The 20,611-nt window shown below is 47.4% G+C and carries 20 protein-coding genes; 11 read left to right on the top strand and 9 right to left on the bottom strand.

Features of this window, described 5'->3' with window-relative positions; all coding sequences use genetic code 11:
- Window positions 1-3: 3 nt before the first annotated feature.
- On the bottom strand, window positions 4-750 hold the full coding sequence (scpB, locus tag ICN12_RS07525; RefSeq protein ID WP_216271888.1) for an SMC-Scp complex subunit ScpB: 747 nt from the start codon (window positions 748-750) through the stop codon (window positions 4-6).
- 204 nt (window positions 751-954) lie between these two features.
- On the opposite strand from scpB, the gene ICN12_RS07520 reads away from it, so the two are divergent.
- The 4 genes from ICN12_RS07520 to ICN12_RS07505 all read left to right on the top strand — a co-directional run bounded on the left by ICN12_RS07520 (window position 955) and on the right by ICN12_RS07505 (window position 3,537).
- Window positions 955-1,869, top strand: a complete 915-nt coding sequence (locus ICN12_RS07520; protein WP_216271887.1) for a patatin-like phospholipase family protein — start codon at window positions 955-957, stop codon at window positions 1,867-1,869.
- Window positions 1,870-1,962: 93 nt separating this feature from the next.
- Window positions 1,963-2,883 (top strand): hypothetical protein, encoded by a 921-nt coding sequence (locus ICN12_RS07515; protein ID WP_255537752.1) that lies wholly within the window; start codon window positions 1,963-1,965, stop codon window positions 2,881-2,883.
- Between the two features lie 128 nt (window positions 2,884-3,011).
- Entirely contained in the window at window positions 3,012-3,290 is a 279-nt protein-coding gene (locus ICN12_RS07510) for a BrnT family toxin (protein WP_216271886.1), read from the top strand.
- Complete coding sequence (locus tag ICN12_RS07505; protein WP_216271885.1) at window positions 3,265-3,537, top strand: BrnA antitoxin family protein; 273 nt, start codon at window positions 3,265-3,267, stop codon at window positions 3,535-3,537. The genes ICN12_RS07510 and ICN12_RS07505 overlap by 26 nt, the downstream gene beginning before the upstream one ends.
- Window positions 3,538-3,563: 26 nt before the next feature.
- On the opposite strand, the gene ICN12_RS07500 is transcribed toward ICN12_RS07505, so the two are convergent.
- The 5 genes from ICN12_RS07500 to ICN12_RS07480 all read right to left on the bottom strand — a co-directional run bounded on the left by ICN12_RS07500 (window position 3,564) and on the right by ICN12_RS07480 (window position 10,025).
- Window positions 3,564-4,247 (bottom strand): C40 family peptidase, encoded by a 684-nt coding sequence (locus tag ICN12_RS07500; protein WP_255537751.1) that lies wholly within the window; start codon window positions 4,245-4,247, stop codon window positions 3,564-3,566.
- Window positions 4,248-4,385: 138 nt separating this feature from the next.
- On the bottom strand, window positions 4,386-6,059 hold the full coding sequence (locus ICN12_RS07495; protein ID WP_216271884.1) for an ABC transporter ATP-binding protein: 1,674 nt from the start codon (window positions 6,057-6,059) through the stop codon (window positions 4,386-4,388).
- Window positions 6,056-7,081, bottom strand: coding sequence for an ABC transporter permease (locus ICN12_RS07490; protein ID WP_216271883.1), 1,026 nt, complete (start codon window positions 7,079-7,081; stop codon window positions 6,056-6,058). The genes ICN12_RS07495 and ICN12_RS07490 overlap by 4 nt, the downstream gene beginning before the upstream one ends.
- Complete coding sequence (locus ICN12_RS07485) at window positions 7,078-8,142, bottom strand: microcin C ABC transporter permease YejB (protein WP_216271882.1); 1,065 nt, start codon at window positions 8,140-8,142, stop codon at window positions 7,078-7,080. Before ICN12_RS07485 ends, ICN12_RS07490 begins: the two co-directional genes overlap by 4 nt.
- Before the next feature lie 11 nt (window positions 8,143-8,153).
- Window positions 8,154-10,025 carry an extracellular solute-binding protein gene (locus ICN12_RS07480; protein ID WP_216271881.1) on the bottom strand — a complete coding sequence of 624 codons (1,872 nt, stop codon included), beginning with the start codon at window positions 10,023-10,025 and terminating at the stop codon, window positions 8,154-8,156.
- A 50-nt stretch (window positions 10,026-10,075) separates the two neighbouring features.
- Between ICN12_RS07480 and fabI the strand changes: the two genes are divergently transcribed.
- From fabI to ICN12_RS07450, 6 genes are read left to right on the top strand one after another with little or no spacing between them, the layout of a single operon-like run.
- Entirely contained in the window at window positions 10,076-10,861 is a 786-nt protein-coding gene (gene fabI / locus ICN12_RS07475) for an enoyl-ACP reductase FabI (protein WP_216271880.1), read from the top strand.
- Window positions 10,858-12,186: a chromate efflux transporter gene (gene chrA, locus ICN12_RS07470; protein WP_216271879.1), complete on the top strand. Its 1,329-nt coding sequence runs from the start codon at window positions 10,858-10,860 to the stop codon at window positions 12,184-12,186. The genes fabI and chrA overlap by 4 nt, the downstream gene beginning before the upstream one ends.
- Window positions 12,187-12,217: 31 nt before the next feature.
- The gene (locus ICN12_RS07465) at window positions 12,218-13,102 is read left to right on the top strand and encodes an HTD2 family dehydratase (RefSeq protein ID WP_216271878.1); all 885 of its coding nucleotides are present in this window, start codon (window positions 12,218-12,220) and stop codon (window positions 13,100-13,102) included.
- 18 nt (window positions 13,103-13,120) lie between these two features.
- Entirely contained in the window at window positions 13,121-14,500 is a 1,380-nt protein-coding gene (locus ICN12_RS07460; protein WP_216271877.1) for an MmgE/PrpD family protein, read from the top strand.
- Window positions 14,501-14,524: 24 nt separating this feature from the next.
- Complete coding sequence (locus ICN12_RS07455) at window positions 14,525-15,370, top strand: HpcH/HpaI aldolase/citrate lyase family protein (RefSeq protein WP_216271876.1); 846 nt, start codon at window positions 14,525-14,527, stop codon at window positions 15,368-15,370.
- A 59-nt stretch (window positions 15,371-15,429) separates the two neighbouring features.
- Window positions 15,430-16,422 carry a Bug family tripartite tricarboxylate transporter substrate binding protein gene (locus ICN12_RS07450; protein ID WP_216271875.1) on the top strand — a complete coding sequence of 331 codons (993 nt, stop codon included), beginning with the start codon at window positions 15,430-15,432 and terminating at the stop codon, window positions 16,420-16,422.
- An 88-nt stretch (window positions 16,423-16,510) separates the two neighbouring features.
- Here ICN12_RS07450 and ICN12_RS07445 read toward each other — a convergent pair whose 3' ends face one another.
- The 3 genes from ICN12_RS07445 to ICN12_RS07435 are packed head-to-tail and all read right to left on the bottom strand — an operon-like array spanning window position 16,511 to window position 20,096.
- Entirely contained in the window at window positions 16,511-17,134 is a 624-nt protein-coding gene (locus ICN12_RS07445; protein WP_255537749.1) for a hypothetical protein, read from the bottom strand.
- Window positions 17,131-18,378: a sialidase family protein gene (locus tag ICN12_RS07440; protein WP_216271874.1), complete on the bottom strand. Its 1,248-nt coding sequence runs from the start codon at window positions 18,376-18,378 to the stop codon at window positions 17,131-17,133. Before ICN12_RS07440 ends, ICN12_RS07445 begins: the two co-directional genes overlap by 4 nt.
- A complete protein-coding gene (locus ICN12_RS07435) occupies window positions 18,375-20,096 on the bottom strand; it encodes an ArnT family glycosyltransferase (protein ID WP_216271873.1) in 1,722 nt (573 codons plus the stop codon). Before ICN12_RS07435 ends, ICN12_RS07440 begins: the two co-directional genes overlap by 4 nt.
- Before the next feature lie 166 nt (window positions 20,097-20,262).
- On the opposite strand from ICN12_RS07435, the gene ICN12_RS07430 reads away from it, so the two are divergent.
- Window positions 20,263-20,610 carry a c-type cytochrome gene (locus tag ICN12_RS07430; protein ID WP_255537748.1) on the top strand — a complete coding sequence of 116 codons (348 nt, stop codon included), beginning with the start codon at window positions 20,263-20,265 and terminating at the stop codon, window positions 20,608-20,610.
- Window position 20,611: the final 1 nt, after the last annotated feature.

The following is a 20,611-nucleotide window of genomic DNA, read 5'->3' as shown; positions in this document are numbered from 1 at the left end:
TAATTATTTTTGTTCGTCTGATTTTTCTTCAGACTCTGGGGTAACTTCTTCTACTTCTTCCATTGTTTCGTGCGTTACTTCTTCCGCAGTTAATTCTTCTGCAGTTACTTCAGTGATTTCTTCGCTCTCTGTTTGAATCAGGGGTTGACCGTTTTCGTCTAACTCAATGACTGTTTCTACAGTAGCGCTTGGATCAAACTCCATTACCGCTTGACCCAATTGCTCAGCCGCAGCCATCGGCGCAGCATCTTCAAGCATTGGCAAGCTTTGCAAATTGGTGAGGCTTAAGTCATCCAGGAACTGTTTAGTAGTGGCATACAAGCCAGGACGACCGATAGTCTCTTTGTGGCCAATCACCTCAACCCAGCCACGATCTTCCAATTGCTTCATGACATTACTACTCACAGCAACACCACGAATCTCTTCGATCTCACCACGGGTGACTGGTTGACGATAAGCAATAATTGCCAAAGTCTCCATCACCGCACGAGAATACTTTGGTGGCTTTTCTGGTGTCAAACGATCGAGATATTCGCGCATCGCTAAACGGCTTTGGAAACGCCAGCCGGTTGCGATATGGACTAACTCCATACCTTTATCTTCCCAGGCTTTTTGAAGCTCTAATAGAGCATCATCAATCTCGCCAACCGCAATGTCTTCGACAAATAAGCGCGTGAGATCAGCAACTGTTAGTGGTTCTTGCGCGCACAAGAGGGCTGTTTCAATTACGCGTTTATTGTGATCATCCATAAAATTCGGGCTATCAGGTAATGACCTGACGAGGGTATAAAAAATGTATTTCAGTAATGGGTTGGTGGTGTTCTGGTGGCACTTTTAGCTACTACGGGCAATTCATCTCCGAAAATCTACGTATCGGAGAGCTACCCCCGCTGAAACGAAGTCTTTTTCGCTCACCATTCGTTCATTATAAGGGAGGCTCAATACAATAGCTATATGCATGAAATTACAACCCTAAACCCATCTACACCCTTCGAAACCGATGCAAGGCGCCGTTTTTTGGGCTTTAGTCTTGGTTTGGGGACTCTCATTGGGGGTTCAAGTCTAGCTGGATGCAGCTTAATGAGCAGTCGCAAACCTGTTATTGGCCTTGTCTTAGGAGCCGGCGCTGCCCGTGGCTTTGCCCATGTGGGAGTTATTAAGGCGCTCGAGGCTCAAGGCATCCGACCCGATATAGTGGTTGGCAGCAGTGCTGGTAGCGTTATTGCCGCATTACTTGCCTCTGGCGCCACCGGAAACGAACTCAACCGACTTGCCTTAAATTTGGATGAAGCCACTATTGCGGACTGGGGATTACCGTTCGCGGGAAGATTTGGCGGCCTCATCAAAGGGGATGCCCTGCAGAACATGGTGAACCGTGAAGTACAAAACAAATCGATTGAGCAAATGCGCATCCCACTAGGGGTTGTAGCTACCGAACTGCAATCAGGCAAAGGTGTTTTATTTCGCTCTGGTAATACCGGTCTAGCAGTGCGCGCTTCATGCAGTGTCCCTGGCGTCTTTCAGCCGGCCGTCATTAGTGGCAAAGAATATGTGGATGGCGGCTTAGTCGCGCCAGTCCCAGTAAGTTATGCCAGGCAGATGGGTGCAACCCTAGTGATTGCGGTCAACATCTCATCGGAACCCGTTCATCAAGATGCCAGCGGAACTTTCGGCATCATGCAGCAAACCATCTCAATCATGCAAAGAAGCATTAACCAGTACGAGCTCAAAAACGCTGACATTGTGATAACCCCCCTTCTCAAACAAATGAGTAGTGGCGACTTCAGATCCAGAAATGCTGCGATCCTGGCAGGCGAAGTAGCAGCCCAAGAGCAGATGGCCGCCCTGAAAGAAAAGCTTCGAGGCTAGCTCTAAGGCTAACTTCCCAAGTGGAAGTGATTGATTTAGGATTCAGTGCAATTGTTTATGAAATCCACCCCCACTCTTCTTAAGGTTTTGCTCATGCTGGTACTCAGCGTGCAAGCGCATCCCATTTATGCGCAGAGCGGCCAATTCTCAACGGCAGCCAATAACTACCTTAAGAAGCGTACCGATGCCTTCATGACTATCACGGGTTACTCGCTCACTCCAGATATCACCACTGGGTCGCTCTCGATCACCGATAAAGGTGGCGACAATCCAAACTTGCAAATGATTTCTTTGGGTGGCGGCGATCGCATTAGCGCAAACTTTCCACTCTATCTTGAAGGCACAATTGCCGTCAATCGTTACAACCCCACATTTACAGATGGCATTGCTAACACGGGTGTCACTGTACCCGTCCACTGGAATGGCATTACTGGAACTGGCGGCATTGGTTGGGACTTCCCGCTTACCGATACCTTACGTATCCGCCCCATTGCCAACGTCATGCTAGGCCATATTGAGAGCGACCTGTCTCTGGCAAGTCGCTACCTCAATAACCAAAAGGGAATTGATCTGCAATTCTTAAACGGTGGCCGCATGAATGCTTATGGGCTTGGTGGATCACTCATGTTGGATTATGAGGACTACAAACCTGAACGTGAATACGATGTGGAACTTCGCTACACCAATATCGCCACCAATACCTTTGATAGCTCAGCCGCCGTTCAAGGCTCCGCAGATTCACAAAGCTTAGGTTTATGGGCTCGTGCTCGATACCCGACTCCACTAACCGTATTAGAGAGACCTTTGCGCGCCGTCTTTGAAGTGGCTCATACTGAGTTTCTGGGTCAACTTCGAGGCGCCCTTGGGTTTGACTCCCTTTCCTCCGTAGGTACCGGCGTGGAGGTCGATCGTAGTGCATCAGATCCGATGTTTAGCCGGGTGCGATTGGTATTTCGGTATCAATTTGGACAGAATGTCCGAGGAACTTCGATTGGTTTAGCAGCCAGCTTCTAAAGCAATTAAAGGTTGCGAGAATTGCGCTTAAGCCCGCCCACTTCATTCGAGCGCTATTGATGTCCTACATCCCCATTTCATAAGCATGGTATATTTCCATACATCTGATTGTAACTACAATCAGATGTATGGAAATTACTTATGATCGCTCTAAAAACAGAAAAAATTTGATTGAACGCAATCTCTCATTTGAGGATGTGATTGAATTTGAATTTGAGGGTGCAAGATTATCCATAGACGAACGCAAGGATTATGGCGAAATAAGAATACGGGCAATTGGTTTTTTACGATGTCGTTTGCACACGTTGGTTTTTACTGAAACCGAAAAGGGAATACGAGTCATTAGCTTTAGAAAGGCAAACAAGCGGGAGCTCACTGAATATGAAAAACAAATCCAAGATAGATGATGAAAACTTCGAGTGGTCAGCTCAAGAGTTTAAGAAATCGAAAACATTTCAAGATCTGCCACAGTCGCTACAAGCTAAATTAGCCTCTCGCAAGCTCAGAGGGGCTCAAGCTTTGCCCACCAAAATCTCAACAACTATTCGTCTATCCAGTGATGTAATTGAAGCATTTAAAGCATCGGGATCTGGCTGGCAGACTAGGATTGATTTAGCACTAAGAGAATGGCTGAGGGAGCATACGCTCGCTTAGCTCAATGGAAATTTAGGAGTCCGGGATTAAAGGTTACGAGACTTACGTTTCAACTTATTCACTTCATTCAACAGCTCTTGACGCTCTGCATCACCCAAGTTGTCGCTACCATCTAAACGGCGCGCACCATCAAAACGCTTATCCCAGTAGAGGCTACCAAGATCATCTACGCGCACGCTGGTGCCTTTAGATGGCGAGTGAATAAATTTATTGTCGCCGACATAAATGCCGACATGGGAGAAAGTTAAACGCATGGTGTTGAAGAACACTAAATCACCAGGCTGCAATTCTTCGCGAGTAATAGGCTTGCCAACACGACTCATTTGAGTGGATTTACGTGGCAATAAAAAACCTAACTTGTCTTTAAAGACATAACCAACAAAACTACTGCCGTCTAAACCCGATTGCGGCAACTCCGCATCCCAGCGATATCGCACGCCAATCACTTCCATTGCGCGGTTTATCAACTCATCTGATTTAACGGTGACGGAGTCAGCCAAGCGATCCGATACGCGGGCAAAGTAAGACCTGCCCGCTTGGAACATGCTTTCTTTGGGAGCGTCTTTGAGAACTTCAGCAGAAGATTCTTTTGCAGAATCAGGAGCGGCATCTAAGGCCATTACTGGATTCACAACGATTGCGAATGCAATCAGCGTAGCCATTGGCATTTGCTTCACTACGCGTAGTAGGAGGTCTTTTTGAAAGGACATCTATTCATTCTAACAAAGAAGCATCATTTAACCAAATGCTAGCCCTTGGGCTAACTCATTGTTTTCAATACAATATTTACCATTATTGGGCATGAATGCACCAATTTAGCGCTTTATAGGGCCTATTTCTAAAAGACTCTAAGTCAGTTCAGCGGCCGTAAAAAGCTCTTTGGTATAGGTTTGACGAGGATGCTTGATGAGGGTTTCCGTATCACCGAACTCTACTACCCGACCTGCTTTAAGCACTATCACCTCATGGGACATTGCCCGAATAACTGCCAAATCATGGCTAATCATCAAGTAGGCCAGGTTATATTTTTTCTGCAACTCAGTGAGCAGGGCGAGCACTTGTTTTTGAATTGAAACGTCCAGCGCCGAAGTCGGCTCGTCCAACACCAAAATCTGTGGCTTCAAAATTAAGGCGCGGGCAATGGCAATACGCTGCCTTTGGCCACCAGAAAATTCATGGGGGTAGCGCATGAGGGCGGAACGATCAATGCCGACTTCTCGCAAAATATCTAAAACGCGGGACTCACGCTCTGCCATAGATAATTTAGGAAAGTGAACATCCAACCCTTCCGAAACAATTTGCAGCACATTCATGCGCGGAGAAAGTGAGCCAAACGGATCTTGAAAAATCACCTGCAAACTTGAGCGCATTGCGCGACGTTCTGCAGGTTTTAATTTTTGCCAATCATTACCAAGCACATCTACATCGCCCGTAATTTCTGCAGAAGAGTCCCCCAGCAAACCTAAGACGGCCATTCCTAAAGTGGTTTTGCCGGAGCCAGATTCACCAATGACGCCAATGGTTTGACCTTGCTTTAGTTCAAAACCAACCTTACGTAAAACCAGATTACGTGCAGGCTTTTTAAACCAAGCAGCAGATTCTGTGCCCGGGTAAGAAACCGATAAATTGTCTACCTTCAATAACACTGGCGCCAAAGGCATGACCGGTGCTAGGCCACGCACGGGTTCGCTATTGACCAGGGCTTTTGTGTACGCATTCTCGGGATGATTAAACACTTGCTTGGTCGACCCCACCTCCATGAGATTGCCTTGATTTAATACGGCAACCCTCTGAGCAAAGTGCTTTACCAAATTGAGATCATGCGTAATGAGTAATATGGCCATACCGCCATGATCTTTAGATTCTTCTTGCAATTCTTTAAGTAAATCTAATATCTGCAAACGCAAGCTCACATCAAGCGCGGTTGTAGGCTCATCCGCAATCAGCAATCTTGGCTTGCAAGCCAAAGCCATCGCAATCATCGCTCGCTGACGTTGCCCGCCAGACAATTGATGGGGGTAAGAGTGAAAGCGTTTTTCTGGCTCGGGAATACCTGTCTTTTTGAGTAAATCAATCGCCGCAGACATGCAGTCTGCCTTAGAGATCAGAGGTTGATATACCTGCACCGCCTCGACGATTTGATTGCCTACTGTAAATAAAGGGTTGAGCGCAGTCATGGGCTCCTGAAACACCATCGCAATCTCACGACCACGAATGTCTCGAATATCTTGTATCGGCAGCGTCAATAGATCGACAGGTGTGGCGCTAGCTTGATTGCCACTCCATAAAATCCGCCCAGAAGTTTTAGCACCTTCAGGCTCAAGCCTTAGCGGGGCAAGTGCAGTAAGTGTTTTTCCAGAACCCGACTCACCTACCAAAGCAACCCGTTCACCTACCCCAATCTCTAGATCAAGATGGCTAACGGCAAATTTCTCACGACGTCCAGAGCCAAAGGAAATGGAGAAGTCTTCATAGCGCAGCAATGGGGTGGCCGGTTTGTTTGAGTTGGTTGCACTACTCATGAGCGCCCTCCACTCATATTGCTAGCCTTACGAGAATCAAAGGCATCGCGTAAAGCTTCACCCATAAATGTCAATAAGAGCAAAGTCGCCACCAAGACCACAAAGGTCGATAGTGAAATCCACCACGCATCTAAATTGCTCTTGCCTTGCGAGAGTAACTCTCCAAGACTAGGGGTTCCAGGCGGAACACCTAGGCCCAAGAAATCCAAACTCGTCAGCGACAAAATCGCCGCACTCATTCTGAAGGGAAGAAAGGTAATGACTGGCGTCAAGCTATTGGGAAGAATATGGCGACGCATGATTTGTAAATTGGTTAATCCCAAAGCTCTTGCAGCGCGCACATACTCGAGAGCGCGATTACGGAAGAACTCTGCACGCACATAGTCTGATAAACCCATCCAACCAAAAGCTGCCAACAAAATAATGAGGAGCCAAATGCTGGGGTTAAAGATAGAGGCAAAAATAATAAGCAAATAAAGCTCTGGCATAGCAGACCAAATCTCAATTAAGCGCTGAGAGATGAGATCAAACTTACCACCAAAAAAGCCCATTAAAGAGCCGGTGATGATGCCCACGCTCACGCCCACAATGGTGAGTGCCAAGCCAAACAAAATCGATAAGCGGAATCCATAAATGAGACGTGACAAGACATCGCGCCCACGATCATCGGTACCTAGCCAGTTATCAAAAGATGGTGGCGCGGGATTTGGCACCTTTGAAAAGTAATTCAGAGTTTCATAGCTATAAGGGATAGGGGGATAAATCGCCCAATTGCCATCGCTCGTAATATTGTGCCGAATATCGGGGTCTAAAAAATCGGTTGGGGTAGCAAAGTCTCCACCAAAGACTCGTTCTGGTTGCGTCTTTACGATCGGGAAATAAAACTTGCCTTGATAGCGCACGATTAATGGCTTGTCATTTGCAATAAACTCAGCGCACATGGAGAGGCCAAACAACACCATGAAGATCCAGAGGCTGGCATAACCCATGCGGCTGTTTTTAAAGCGATACCAGCGACTCATGACCCACCCCCTGCACCAAACTGAATGCGCGGATCAATGTAGACATAACAAAGGTCAGAAATTAACTTAGTAAACAAGCCAATCAGCGTAAATAGATAGAGCGTTCCAAAAACTACTGGGTAGTCGCGGCGCATCACTGATTCATAGGAGAGTAAGCCGAGTCCATCCAGAGAAAATAAGGTTTCTATCAAGAGTGAACCGGTAAAGAAGGCACCAATAAATGCCGCCGGGAAGCCCGTTACCAAAGGCAGCAAGGCATTACGGAAAACGTGTTTCCAAAGAACCTGCTTCTCTGTGAGGCCTTTTGCTCTGGCCGTCAAAACATACTGCTTACGAATTTCTTCCAAGAATGAATTCTTGGTGAGCATCGTGATTACGGCAAAACTACCCAAAACAGATGCAGTGATTGGCAACACGAGGTGCCATAAATAATCCATCACCTTACCCATCATGCTCAGCTCGCTCCAGTTATCCGAAGTCAGCCCTCGAAGAGGAAAGATTTGCAAGAAACTACCGCCGCCAAAGATCACCAACAGCAAGACACCTAAGACAAATCCAGGAATGGCATAACCCACCAAAATCATGGTGCTGGTAATAGCATCAAAGCGCGAACCATCTCTGACTGCCTTAGCAATGCCCAAGGGGATCGATACTAAGTAGGTTAAGAAGAAGGTCCATAGACCAATACTGATAGACACTGGTAATTTTGAAATCACCAACTGCCAAACACTTTGGTGCTGGTAGTAGCTCTCACCCAAATCAAATTGCGCAAAACGCTTAAGCATCATGAAATAGCGTTCTACTGGAGGCTTATCAAAACCATACAAGGCTTTGACCTCGGCTAAACGCTCTGCATCCACTCCTTGACGCCCGCGATAATTGCTGCCACCACCAGAAGACTCCGCACCACTGACAGCGGCATCACCCTTACCTTTTAGCTCCAGTATCAACTGCTCAACCGGACCACCCGGCACAAATTGCACCACTGCAAAAGTGAGAGTTAACACCCCTAGCAAAGTAGGAATCATTAAAAGCACGCGCTTGAAAATATACGACCACATTTGCCCCTGCATTAGCGCGCCCCTTCTTTCCACCAATTGAGCAAAATCCAAGATTCAGCACTGTAATATAAAGGAGGTTCTGGGTAGCGCATCTCCTTACGATACGCGATTCGGTGGGTCGGGTTGTACCACTGGGGAATCACGTAATAACTATTCCATAGCACTCGATCTAAGGCCCTAGTCGCAGCACGCAATTCTTCACGGGTTTGGGCTTTAACAACAGCATCTACCAAGGCATCAACTACCGGAGACTGAACCCCAATCACATTGTCAGAACCCTTTTCTTTAGCGGCTTGACTTCCAAAGCGATCCCACAGCTCATTGCCAGGACTTTGAGAATCCGGAAAACGAATGGTAGTCATATCGAAGTCATATTCGTCCATGCGCTTCTGATGCAAAGCAAAATCACTTGTCCGAATATCCACCTGAATACCCAGCTTCTCTAAATTACGTACGTAGGATGAAATCACTCTTAAGAAAAATGGACCGTCTTCGACCATCTCAAAACGGAAAGGCTCGCCCTGCATATTACGTAGGGCGCCATCTCGGTATTGCCAACCAGCCTGCGCCAATAAGTCACGCGCTTTACGAAGGTTCTGACGCAAGCTATCCGGCGACACAGTGGAAGGTGCTGCAGGCATCGGGCCAAAGACTGCATCAGGCACCCACTTTGGATATTGCGCCTTCAACGGTTTGAGTAATTTCAATTCCGCTTCAGTAGGCTTGCGTGAGCCATCGAAATTAGCACTCAAATCACTGTTCGTGAAATAGCTATTGATACGACTGTATTGCTCAAAAAAGAGTTGGCGATTGAGCCACTCAAAGTCGAGCGCATAACCCAAAGCTTGACGTACGCGTGGATCTTGAAAAATCGGTCGACGCACATTCATAGCAAAGCCTTGCATACCTGCACCATTGTGATTTAAGAACGCCTTCTTTTCTAGGGTGCCATCATTAAACCTAGGGCCCACATAACTCTTCGCCCAATTCTTAGCGCGGTATTCCACTAAAGCATCGAACTCCCCTGCCTTAAAGGCTTCTAGGCGAACTGCATCATCACTATAAAGTTTGTAGTTCACGCGATCAAAGTTATAAAAACCGACGCGAACATTGAGAGTCTTACCGCCTTGGTCAGCCCAGTAGTTTGGGTTGCGCTTAAAGATCATGGTCTTACCCGCCTTGTAAGACTCAATCACATAAGGGCCGCTAGCTAATGGCAATTCAAATGTGAGCTTATCGAAAGGGGTCATCGTGCCATCGGGTTTCTTGCCCCAGTTGCGCGAGAACACAGGCAAGGTACCCACCATTACTGGCAGCTCCGGATTGCGATTCTTAAAGTCAAAGCGGATTACTCGATCAGAAACGACTACTGCCTGCTTCACATCGGCATAGACGGTTTTGAATTGCGGATTTGCCAGTGAGCTCATCAAGGTGTCAAAGCTGTGTTTCACATCACCCGCCAAGATAGCGCTACCGTCTGAGAACTTGGCCTCAGCACGAATCCGAAACACGACAGACATCTTGTCTGTTGCTACTTGGATATCTTCTGCAATCAATCCATAGGCACTAGAGACCTCATCGGCACTGCCAACCGCTAAAGACTCAAACATCAACTGAGCCACACCAGGGGCGGCGACACCCCGCAAGGTAAAAGGGTTGAATTTATCAAAGCTGGTACGGCGATCTGGATTAGGCAGAATTAATGTTCCACCCCTGGGAGCTTGCGGATTGACATAGTCAAAATGGCTAAATCCGTCTGCATATTTAGGCTTCCCGTACTGAGCAATCCCCTGAGCAGCAGAGGCCAAATCAACCGCTACCCCAGCCAGAATGGCTAAGAGCAGGAAAGTGGGGATTTGGCGGATGGCGGGGAACATGGGCATATATGCAACAATTGTAGATAGCAAACCACATTTGAAGCAAAGGACACAACATGGGCTTTCTCGCTGGCAAAAAAATTCTGATTACCGGCCTTCTTTCTAACCGCTCTATTGCCTATGGTATTGCCAAGGCATGTCACCGCGAAGGGGCTGAACTAGCCTTTACCTACGTTGGTGAGCGCTTTAAAGACCGGATTGTCGATTTCGCCAAAGAATTCAATACCGAGCTGATTTTTGACTGTGATGTTGGTAGTGATGAGCAAATTTCCGCCCTATTTAAGGATTTAGCAAAATCCTGGCCTCAGTTTGATGGTTTCGTCCATGCAATCGGTTTCGCACCACGCGAAGCCATTGCCGGTGACTTTTTAGAAGGCCTTTCTCGCGAAGGCTTCAAAATTGCCCACGATATCTCTGCTTACAGCTTCCCAGCAATGGCAAAAGAAGCTTTACCAATGTTGCGCGATAAATCTTCCCTGCTGACGCTGACTTACTTAGGCAGCATGCGCAACGTGCCGAACTACAACACCATGGGTCTGGCTAAGGCCTCACTCGAAGCCTCAGTGCGTTATATCGCCGGCTCAGTGGGACCAAAAGGGATTCGCGCCAACGGCATTTCTGCCGGCCCAATCAAAACTTTGGCTGCTGCTGGCATTAAAGGCTTTGGCAAGATTTTGGAAGCAGTTGAGCAAACCGCCCCAATGCGTCGCAATGTGACGATTGATGATGTTGGCAATACTGCTGCTTTCTTATTATCTGATTTGGCAAACGGCATTACCGCTGAAATCATTTACGTCGACAACGGCTTTAGTCAAGTCGTCGGCGGAATGGAAGAGGTTTGAGTGTTCCACTTAGCGAGGCCCTGAAGTTTTGGGCCAAGCTTGGCTTTATTAGTTTTGGGGGGCCTGCAGGACAAATTGCAGTCCTTCACCAAGAGCTTGTTGAGAAGCGCCGCTGGATTTCTGAGCGGCGCTTTTTACATGCACTGAACTACTGCATGCTCCTCCCCGGGCCAGAAGCCCAGCAGCTAGTGACCTATATCGGTTGGCTCATGCATCGCACTTGGGGCGGCGTGCTCGCGGGCACCCTCTTTGTGCTGCCATCACTCATTATTTTGATTGGCTTGTCTTGGGTTTACATGACCTTTGGACAAGTGCCTTGGATTGCCGCCATCTTCTTTGGCATCAAACCCGCAGTAACCGCCATCGTCTTACATGCAGCCGTCCGAATTGGTAAACGCACCATCCACAATCAAGTATTGAGATGGATTGCGTTTGGCTCGTTTCTGGCAATCTTCATCCTCAATCTTGCTTTCCCCATCATTGTCTTATGCGCCGCCTTAATTGGCATATGGGGCGGTAAACGCTATCCAGAATATTTTCAACAAACCCCATCGCACGGCAATGGCAAGGACAAACATTACGGCACCGCCTTGATTGACGATCACACCCCCACTCCAGACCATGCCAAGTTTTCTTCTAAGAGATTGATGCAGCAGAGTTCTGTTTTTATAGCACTCTGGTTAATTCCATTTCTGGCTCTTGCCCTGCTTTTTGGCTGGAAAACACTCTACCCACAAATTGCTTGGTTTTTTACCAAGGCAGCATTTCTGACTTTTGGTGGTGCCTATGCAGTACTACCTTATGTTTACCAAGGTGCGGTCGATCAGTTTCATTGGCTTAGTGCTGGCCAAATGATAGATGGTTTAGCACTTGGTGAAACCACCCCTGGACCACTCATCATGGTAGTAGCCTTTGTTGGCTACCTAGCTGGACATATTCAAAACCTCATTGGTAATACCAATCCATTTTGGTTTGGGGTGCTGGGCGCCTGCGTTGCCACCTGGTTCACTTTTCTACCGTCCTTCTTCTTGGTGCTAGTTGGCGGGCCTTTAATTGAGTCTACCCATGGCAAGCTGAGCTTTACCGCACCTCTAACCGCCATCTCCGCAGCCGTAGTCGGCGTCATTGCCAACCTAGGCCTCTTCTTTGCTTATCACGTCTTCTTTCCACATGGTCTTGGTGGCTCGATCTCCTGGATTTCTATCGCCATCAGCCTGTTTGCTGGCCTCGCCCTCTTTAAATTTCAAAAAGGGGTGCTCTCCGTTTTGACTGGATCTGCTCTGGCAGGTTTACTGAGTTATTTAGTTGCTAGTTTATTGACCTAGCAACGCTTTATTTTGGGATGAAATTGGCATAATGGAAGCTATGCGAATCGAAGCTCAAACCATCACCCATCTCCAAGAATGGCTCGGGAAAACTGAGACCCTTCAAGATATCGTTACTGCTGCACCCGTCAAGGCATTATCAGCAACACTAGATCGACCTGACCCTGCACCCACTGATGGAACCTTTCTTCCAGAGTTATGGCATTGGCTGTATTTTTTGCCCTGCGCCCTTCAATCTGAAATTGGTCCAGATGGACATCCAAAGCGTGGGGGCTTTTTACCCCCCGTACCATTGCCACGACGTATGTGGGCCGGAAGTCGTGTTCAGTGGTTAGCGCCATTGTCGGTGGGAGATCAAATTGAACGTGTTTCCAAAATTGAATCCGTTACCCATAAAGCAGGCCGCACTGGCGACCTCATCTTTGTCTTGGTCAAACATCAAATCTCCAATCAACATGGCTTAGCGATCGTTGAAGAGCACGATATTGTTTACCGCGATGCTCCAGGCCCAGACGACAAACCCGTTGCGCCAACGCCAGCACCTACGGATGCTAAGTGGACAAAGACCATTACGCCGGATGATGTTTTGTTATTTCGTTATTCAGCGCTGACATTTAATGGTCATCGCATTCATTACGATCGCCAATATGTTACTGAGGTTGAAGGCTATCCGGGTTTGATTGTTCACGGCCCTTTGATTGCTACCTTATTGGTAGACCTGGTACGTCAAAGCATTCCAGGTTGCACCCTCAAGAGTTTTGAGTTCCGTGCCATTCGCCCCACCTTTGACATCAATATCTTCAAAGTGAGTGCTAAGCCTGATCTTGCGAAAGACTCGTCCGGAAAAACAATTTCCATCTGGGCCGAGGATCATGAAGGATGGCTCACGATGCAGGCGACTGCCGTATTGGCGTAATCAAAAGATAATTTATCCATGACTACTCAGACGACTCAAGATCTTTCCCGCGAGCTTGCGACCTTTGCAGCCAATCTAAGGGCAGCAGATATTCCAAATGATGTCATGAATCGCGCTGAAGATTTACTGGTGGATTGGTTTGGCTCAGCTATTGCTGGTAAAGGTTCGCGTCCAGTTGAAACGATTACGCAGTTTGCTCAAAGCATGGGTGGCTTTAACAACACCAATCCTGGCAGTGCTGAAATTCTGATTAACCGCACGAGCTCGAGCCCCTTCTTGGCCGCGCTAGCCAACGCAGCTGCCTCACACGTAGCCGAGCAAGATGATGTTCATAATGGCTCTGTCTTTCATCCGGCCACGGTTGTGTTTCCTGCAGCGCTAGCGACTGCGCAAACGATTGGCGCCTCAGGCGAAGATCTGCTAGTCGCTGCTGTTGCTGGTTATGAGGTTGGTATTCGCGTTGGAGAATTTCTGGGGCGCTCACATTACAAAATATTTCACACCACAGGAACTGCGGGCACTTTGGCTGCTGCCGCTGCCGTAGGGCATCTACTCAAACTCAACCCTACGCAAATGTTGCATGCCTTCGGCTCTGCCGGTACGCAGTCTGCAGGCCTTTGGGAGTTTCTCCGCGATGCTGCAGACTCTAAACAGTTGCACACCGCACATGCCGCCTCTACCGGACTCATGTCGGCCTACTTAGCTCAATCGGGCTTTACTGGTGCGGAGCACATCCTAGAAGGTAAACAAGGCTTAGCAGCCGGCATGTCGAACGATGCAGATCCGAGCAAGCTGATTGATCGCTTGGGGAGTCGTTGGACCATTGCTGAAACCAGCTTTAAGTATCACGCCTCATGTCGTCACACCCACCCTGCTGCAGATGCCTTGCTGCAAGTCATGCTTGCACATCAGCTCAAACCCAGCGATATCGCCAAAGTAGAAACCTTAGTTCATCAAGGTGCAATTGATGTGCTTGGCCCCGTGACTGATCCAGCAACAGTGCATCAATCCAAATTTTCAATGGGCACTGTATTGGCATTGATTGCCCACTATCAATTTGCAGGCTTGCAGGAATTTGATCAACACTTTCATGATCAAGCAATTTGCGCTTTCCGCGATCGCGTCACCATGGCTTTGGATTCCGAAGTGGATAAGGCCTATCCACAACGTTGGATTGGAAAAGTCAAAGTCTCTTTAAATAATGGCGAAGTTTTAGAAGGTCGCGTTGATGAACCCAAGGGTGACCCCGGTAATACGCTCAGCCGCGCCGAGATAACTGATAAGGCGATGCGTCTCGCTGCATTTAGTGAGGGCGCCACTCCGACTGAAATGAGCGCCGCCATTGAGCGCTTGTGGAATATCCGCAAACAAGCCAAGATGGGCTTGTTAATCTCCTAGCCCCTTACTTTATTAGCCCCTCACATGAACCCACTCGATACACCCACTGGCTTTAGCAGTACCTTCCTATTCGTTCCAGGCACTCGCCCAGAGCGTTTTGCCAAAGCCCTAGATAGTGCTGCCGACAGCGTCATCATCGATTTAGAGGATGCGGTTACTGAAGAAGATAAAGAGGAGGCGCGGGATGCTATCCGCACCGCTTGGCCCACATTTACCGCGGAACAAAAAAAGCGCCTGATCATTCGCTCAAACTCTCCCGGCAGCAAGTTTTACGCGGCAGACCTCATCTTGGTCCAGGAGCTCAATGCCGCCGGTTTACTCATTCCTAAAAGTGAGTCGCTAGACCAAATTAATGGGGCCGCACTCATTCTTCCCAACACCGCAATCATCCCGATGATCGAGACCGCGCTGGGCTTACACAACCTAGATGAAATAGCGAACTCAGAGCAAGTGCTACGCTTAGCAATAGGCAACCTTGATTTACAGGCCGACCTCGGAATGGTGTGTGATGCCCAGGAAACTGAATTGCAAACTGCCCGTTTTCAGATTGTGTTGGCCTCTCGCTTGGCGCAAATTGCCCCTCCAATAGATGGGGTTACTCCTTCCACCGACAACATTGAGCGCATTACCGATGATGCAGAGCGCGCTAAAAGAATGGGGTTTGGGGGAAAACTTTGCATTCATCCAAAACAAGTTGCCTTGGTTAAGAGTGCCTTTATGCCTACAGCGGCTGAGGTCTCTTGGGCTCATCGAGTCATTGAAGCCGATAAAGCATCCAAAGGTGGTGCCGTGAAATTAGATGGCCGCATGATTGATCGGCCGGTAGTTTTATTGGCTCAAAGAACACTGGCAGTTGCTGGTAAACCCTAAAGCCGATAGTATTTAAAAGTGGCAAAATTAGCACGTTTTACAAATTAACGGAGACATACATGAAATTAAAGAAAACTTTATTTGCTGGAATAGCTGCTGTTATCAGCGCCAGTACTTTATTAGGAAGCAACATTGCTTCTGCCCAAAAAGATTGGCCAACTAAATCCATTCAATTGGTTGTTCCATTTTCAGCTGGTGGCCCTACTGACTCTATCGCACGATTAATTGCAGTGCCAATGGGTCAAGCTTTAGGTCAAACGGTTGTAGTTGAAAACGTTCCCGGCGCTGGTGGCACGATTGCGTCTACTAAAGTTTCTCGCGCAGCTCCAGATGGCTACACCATCTACATTCACCATATGGGCATGGCTACAGCAAACGCGCTGTACGACAAACTCCCATATGACCCAATGACCAGCTTTGAATACATCGGCCAAGTAGCTGACGTACCAATGGTATTGCTGGGTAAAAAAGATTTGCCTGCCAACAACTTTAAAGAGCTCGAAGCCTACATCAGAACTAATGGCTCTAAAGTAACGATGGCTAACGCTGGTCCTGGCGCAGTGTCACAACTATGCGGCCTATTGTTCCAAAGTCGTTTAGGCGTTAAGTTAACTAACATCCCTTACAAAGGAACTGGTCCTGCTTTGACCGACCTCTTGGGTGGTCAGGTTGATCTCTTGTGCGATCAAACTACACAAACCATTCCTTACATCAAGGACGGTCGTGTAAAAGCATTTGGTACAACAACCATGAAGCGTTTGCCCGCAATTCCTAATGTGCCAACATTGAACGAACAAGGCCTCAAAGGTTTTGAAGTGAAAGTTTGGCATGGTGTGTACGCTCCAAAAGGTACTCCACAGCCAATTCTGGATAAGATCAATGCTGCTTTGAAGAAAGCCTTGAATTCACCAGACGTTCAAAAGCGTTTGAACGATTCCAATATCGATATCGTACCAATGGATAAAGTATCCGCCAAAGGCCTCAAGAGTCATCTTGAAAGCGAAATCAACGTATGGGGTCCAGTCATTCGTAAAGCCAATATTCCAGATTAATTCTCGGAATAGTAGTCAACAAAAAAGCCAGCGATCTGCTGGCTTTTTTGTTACCTGAAAATTGACTCAGTTACTAGATCACCAATAATTAACCTGCTCTAAAGAGGTAACCCGACTGCGCCTTTTCACGACGCTTGCGATACATCGCATTCGGTATTGCAATCAGCGCCCAGATTGCCAAGAAGGGATCTAGTAGATAGTCCCAGAGGTTTGCAGATTCATGCCAATGAGCCGCCCAGGCAATCATCGCGAATGAAATAATCCAAACACCTTTGGTCCAGCCCGCTAGTCCACAGGCAACAGCAAAGAGAATGACGGCAATCAACAGCGTAATAGAGCCGTAACCCCACGCATAGGGATCCACCATTCCGAAACCAAGAGCTAGGGGATAAAACGCTATCGCAATCAGCGCTAATGACACCTTAAATCCAAGCGGCGTCTTTTTAGCAGATGGCAGTATGGACCCCCACAATAAGAGCATAGAAACAATACTGAGCTCACCAGTAACGCCACGCACATAGGCCGATAAAGGTAATTCAAGCGACATTCCTAGGGGCCAGAAAAATAGATTTCCCAATAACAAGATTCCAGCTAGGCGAATTACAAATGGGATCTCTGTTGAGGATACTTTTTGCACGAGAATCATGAGCACTACCGCACAGGTAAGCGACATCTCAAGCAAAGCAATGATTTGTAAGTATGGGGTCATCATTGCACTTCCTTTTCCTTGAGATTACTTGCAGCATGCTTAAGCCAATTCGCAGGGAAATAAACATGCTTAATCTTTTTTCGTTCCCAGGTGTAGACAAGATGGACATCTTCACCGCTGGCAGAAATTAAATACGGGTAAGAGAACTCTCGATGCAAATCATTCACCAAGGACTCATCATCCTCGAGGACTTGAATCACCTTCCATTGAAGGAAGTTTGATTCACGCATCACCATGACCAAGCGGTAGCGCCCTGCTTCAATATTATTGAGCACCATTAATCGCGTACCATTAGCTAAAGTGAGTGCAGCAACTGCTGAATTTGGGTTTGGAATCTCAAGATCCCCTATTGCTACCCAAGACTGCCCAGCATCTTTTGTTTCACTAACTGGAATTTGCTTTGGCTGTGAGCTTGATCGAGTTTGACGGAAAAAAGCACTTGCCTCTTGCGGTCCATCGGTAAAGACTACGGGCTGAATCGCACCTCTACCAGAGCTCATACGGCGTTTATCTATCACCTGACTCGCTTCGACTCTGAGGAACTCACCAAAGCGGCCAATCCACTCGTGATATGCCGGCAGACCAAGACGTCCATCCGCAAATGCAATGGCTGGAGACTTCACTAAGGTGCTGAGATTAATTAATGGTGAGCTAATAAGTCGCTGAGGCCGATCCCAAGTCAAACCCTCGTCATCTGAAATCACTGAAGAGATTGAGCTGCCTGCCCAACCCCCAATAGATACAGTCACAAAAAATAACTGCATGCGACCATCAGCCATTCTTGCGGGAACCGGGTTGCCTAGCTTGGCAATGTAACGGGATAAGCCCTTCTCAGCACTAACGCGATCCATTACTACAGTTGGAGCACTCCACCTCGATGCCTGAGGATCAAAAACAGATGTATTAATGACAACGTCTGGCGCACCCTCACGACTTCCTGCAAACCAAAAAGCTCTGACTCCACCATCCCTGAGCGCAATTAAAGAGGCGGCATGCACTGATGGCGCCCCAGTATCCGGCAGCCAATCACTCCGCAAACTTGGCTGAGCAATTTTTACTGGCGTAGAATTTTTTACATTCTTACTTGGCTTGCTGATTTCGTTTGGTTCCAATACATCATCCAGTGGATTGGCATTGCTGACTGGAACGTCGTTTGCGAACAGCGCCCATGTCGGACGACTATCAATGTGAAGGTAACTGAGCACTGAAGCAAGTAATAAAAAACTAAAAGCAATGACACGGCTCATCGACAAGCATCCTTACCTATTAAGGGCAACGCAATTGTTGCTGGCGTAGAAATTAAATATTCATTCACAAAGAGGTGTTCCCCAATATGACCTCTGAGTATCGCCTGAATTTCAGCTTCAGAATGACGGGCTCGCATTTCCATACGTTTACCCACGATCTTGCAAGATTCACACAGCACGGGATCCACGCCAATCGGTGACTGCGCTGCTAGCAACGGATAAGTACTAGTCAGCAAATCAATTTGGCCAGCATCCTTGGCTAAGTAACCATGCAATATTGCTCCTGGCAATAAGAGCCGATACTCCTCATCCTTGGCGCGATAGTCGCAAGGCACCCAAACATCTTTTCCAGCAACATCCTGAATAGTGCTTTGTGAATATCGACCCAAAGAACCCTCCAAAGGAGATAGGCTAGTTGTCAGCGCACAGTAGCAAAGAAAGCATCCAGCCAAAGCGATTGCTTTGCTTCTCTCTCGATTGAATATGCCGAGCAGTATGAAGGCAATCGAGACTCCCATGAACCCCCAGTGCCAAGGGGAATAACTCCAAATGTCGGGCTGACCCAAGAAATTCGATAACTGTAAATTTCCACCAACCCAAGTGAGAGCTGAAAGTAAGACCAACTGCAGTAGCAATGCAATCCGAAATCCCCACAAAGGCAATCGATCCCAGTACATTGCGATTAAAGCAGCAAATGCTGGCATCACTGGAAGTAGATAACGACCAGAGCGCTGACTTGGCAAACTAAACACAATGAAAAAAGCCAACACCATGAGTAGCAACAGGCACTCTTCAATCGATATAAAACGCCGCTCTCGCCAACATTGAATCAATGTAGAAATCAATACAAAGGTGAACAGACCCGCATTCGCTAGGGTCGTTAAGGCCAGCATCCAAATGCTATCCCCGCCACGCACTAAATCTAAAAGGTAGCTTGAGCTACGCGCAGCAAACTTGCCCGCATTCTCACCAAGAACAAATTCTTTCCAAACCGCCTCTGGAAAGGGGTCCAGCAAAAACCAGAGAGCAAATACACCCAAGGCCAGAATGGCAACCAAAATCACTTTATACAAATCTTGCAATAAGACCTTTGGCAGACTCCATTTACGCCAGCGCCAGAAGAATAATCCCAGCGCAAATGTGGCAGGAACAATATAAGCAAACGATTTTGATAGCAAGGCCATACCAAAGCAGGCGCCCGCCAATACTGGAAATAATAGTTTCGACTCAAACGCTGCCCTGCCCCAATAGAGCAGCGCAAAAAATGGCAAACTTAACCAAAATACTTCAGGGGGATCCGTCAGAAATGGGCGTCCATAGCGGTAAGTCGCAAAAAAGGAGAGCCATACTAAAGCTGCTAATAAGCCGGTCTGTTTTTTGCCGCTAAAACGAGCCACCGCCAAAAATAAGAAAAATGCTGTTAAGCCGGTATATAAAACACTGGGCCAACGCAGCGCTAGAAGAGTCCAATCACTACCCCAGCCAGTACTAGCAATACCCTCCCAAAATACCAAGGGAGGCTTGGTATTTTTTATACCATCCATCTCAGACTGCAGAGGCAACCAAGCTCCGGAATCTGCAGTCATCCTGACGATGTGCATATAGGGATACTCATCCCCATTTTTAGGAGCAAAGCGACTATCCAAACCATATAGATAGGTAAATACACCTAGAAGTAGGATAAAAATTGCATTTCGGTAAGTGAATGAGCCTCGCATACTGCTAGTTTATAGGTCTTGGGTTTAAATGCTAAAAACTATCGGCAGCAATAACCTCGCTTTTTGCTCTGAGCTTATTGAAAATCAATCTAAGTAAAATTACTAATCCGGCCATTATCTGATTAAGATAGGATATATCAGCAACATCCCAAGAACAGCTTTATGTATGACGGAGACTATCCCTATGCGAGTGAAGTACTTAAAACCTATTTTGGTGGCTAGCGCCATGATTGGCCTTAGCCAGTGGAGCGGGCTAAGCCACGCCCAAACTGCCGACCAACTATATAAACGCAGCCTTGCTGCAACCTGCGCTAATTGTCATGGTACTGATGGTAAGGGTGTGGTTGATGGCGGAATGCCGCTGATTAACAATCTCACTAGTCAAGAGATGCTGGCTAAGCTCAAGGCATACAAGAGCGGTGCACTTGAAGGCACCATCATGCCTCAGCTAACAAAAGGCTACACAGAAGAACAACTCACCACTATTGCCAATCAACTTGGCAAGAAACAATAAG

This window comes from Polynucleobacter sp. AM-25C3, assembly GCF_018882335.1.
Classification (GTDB): domain Bacteria; phylum Pseudomonadota; class Gammaproteobacteria; order Burkholderiales; family Burkholderiaceae; genus Polynucleobacter.
Note: the sequence above shows the minus strand (reverse complement) of the source record. Positions and strands in the feature narration are given on the sequence as shown.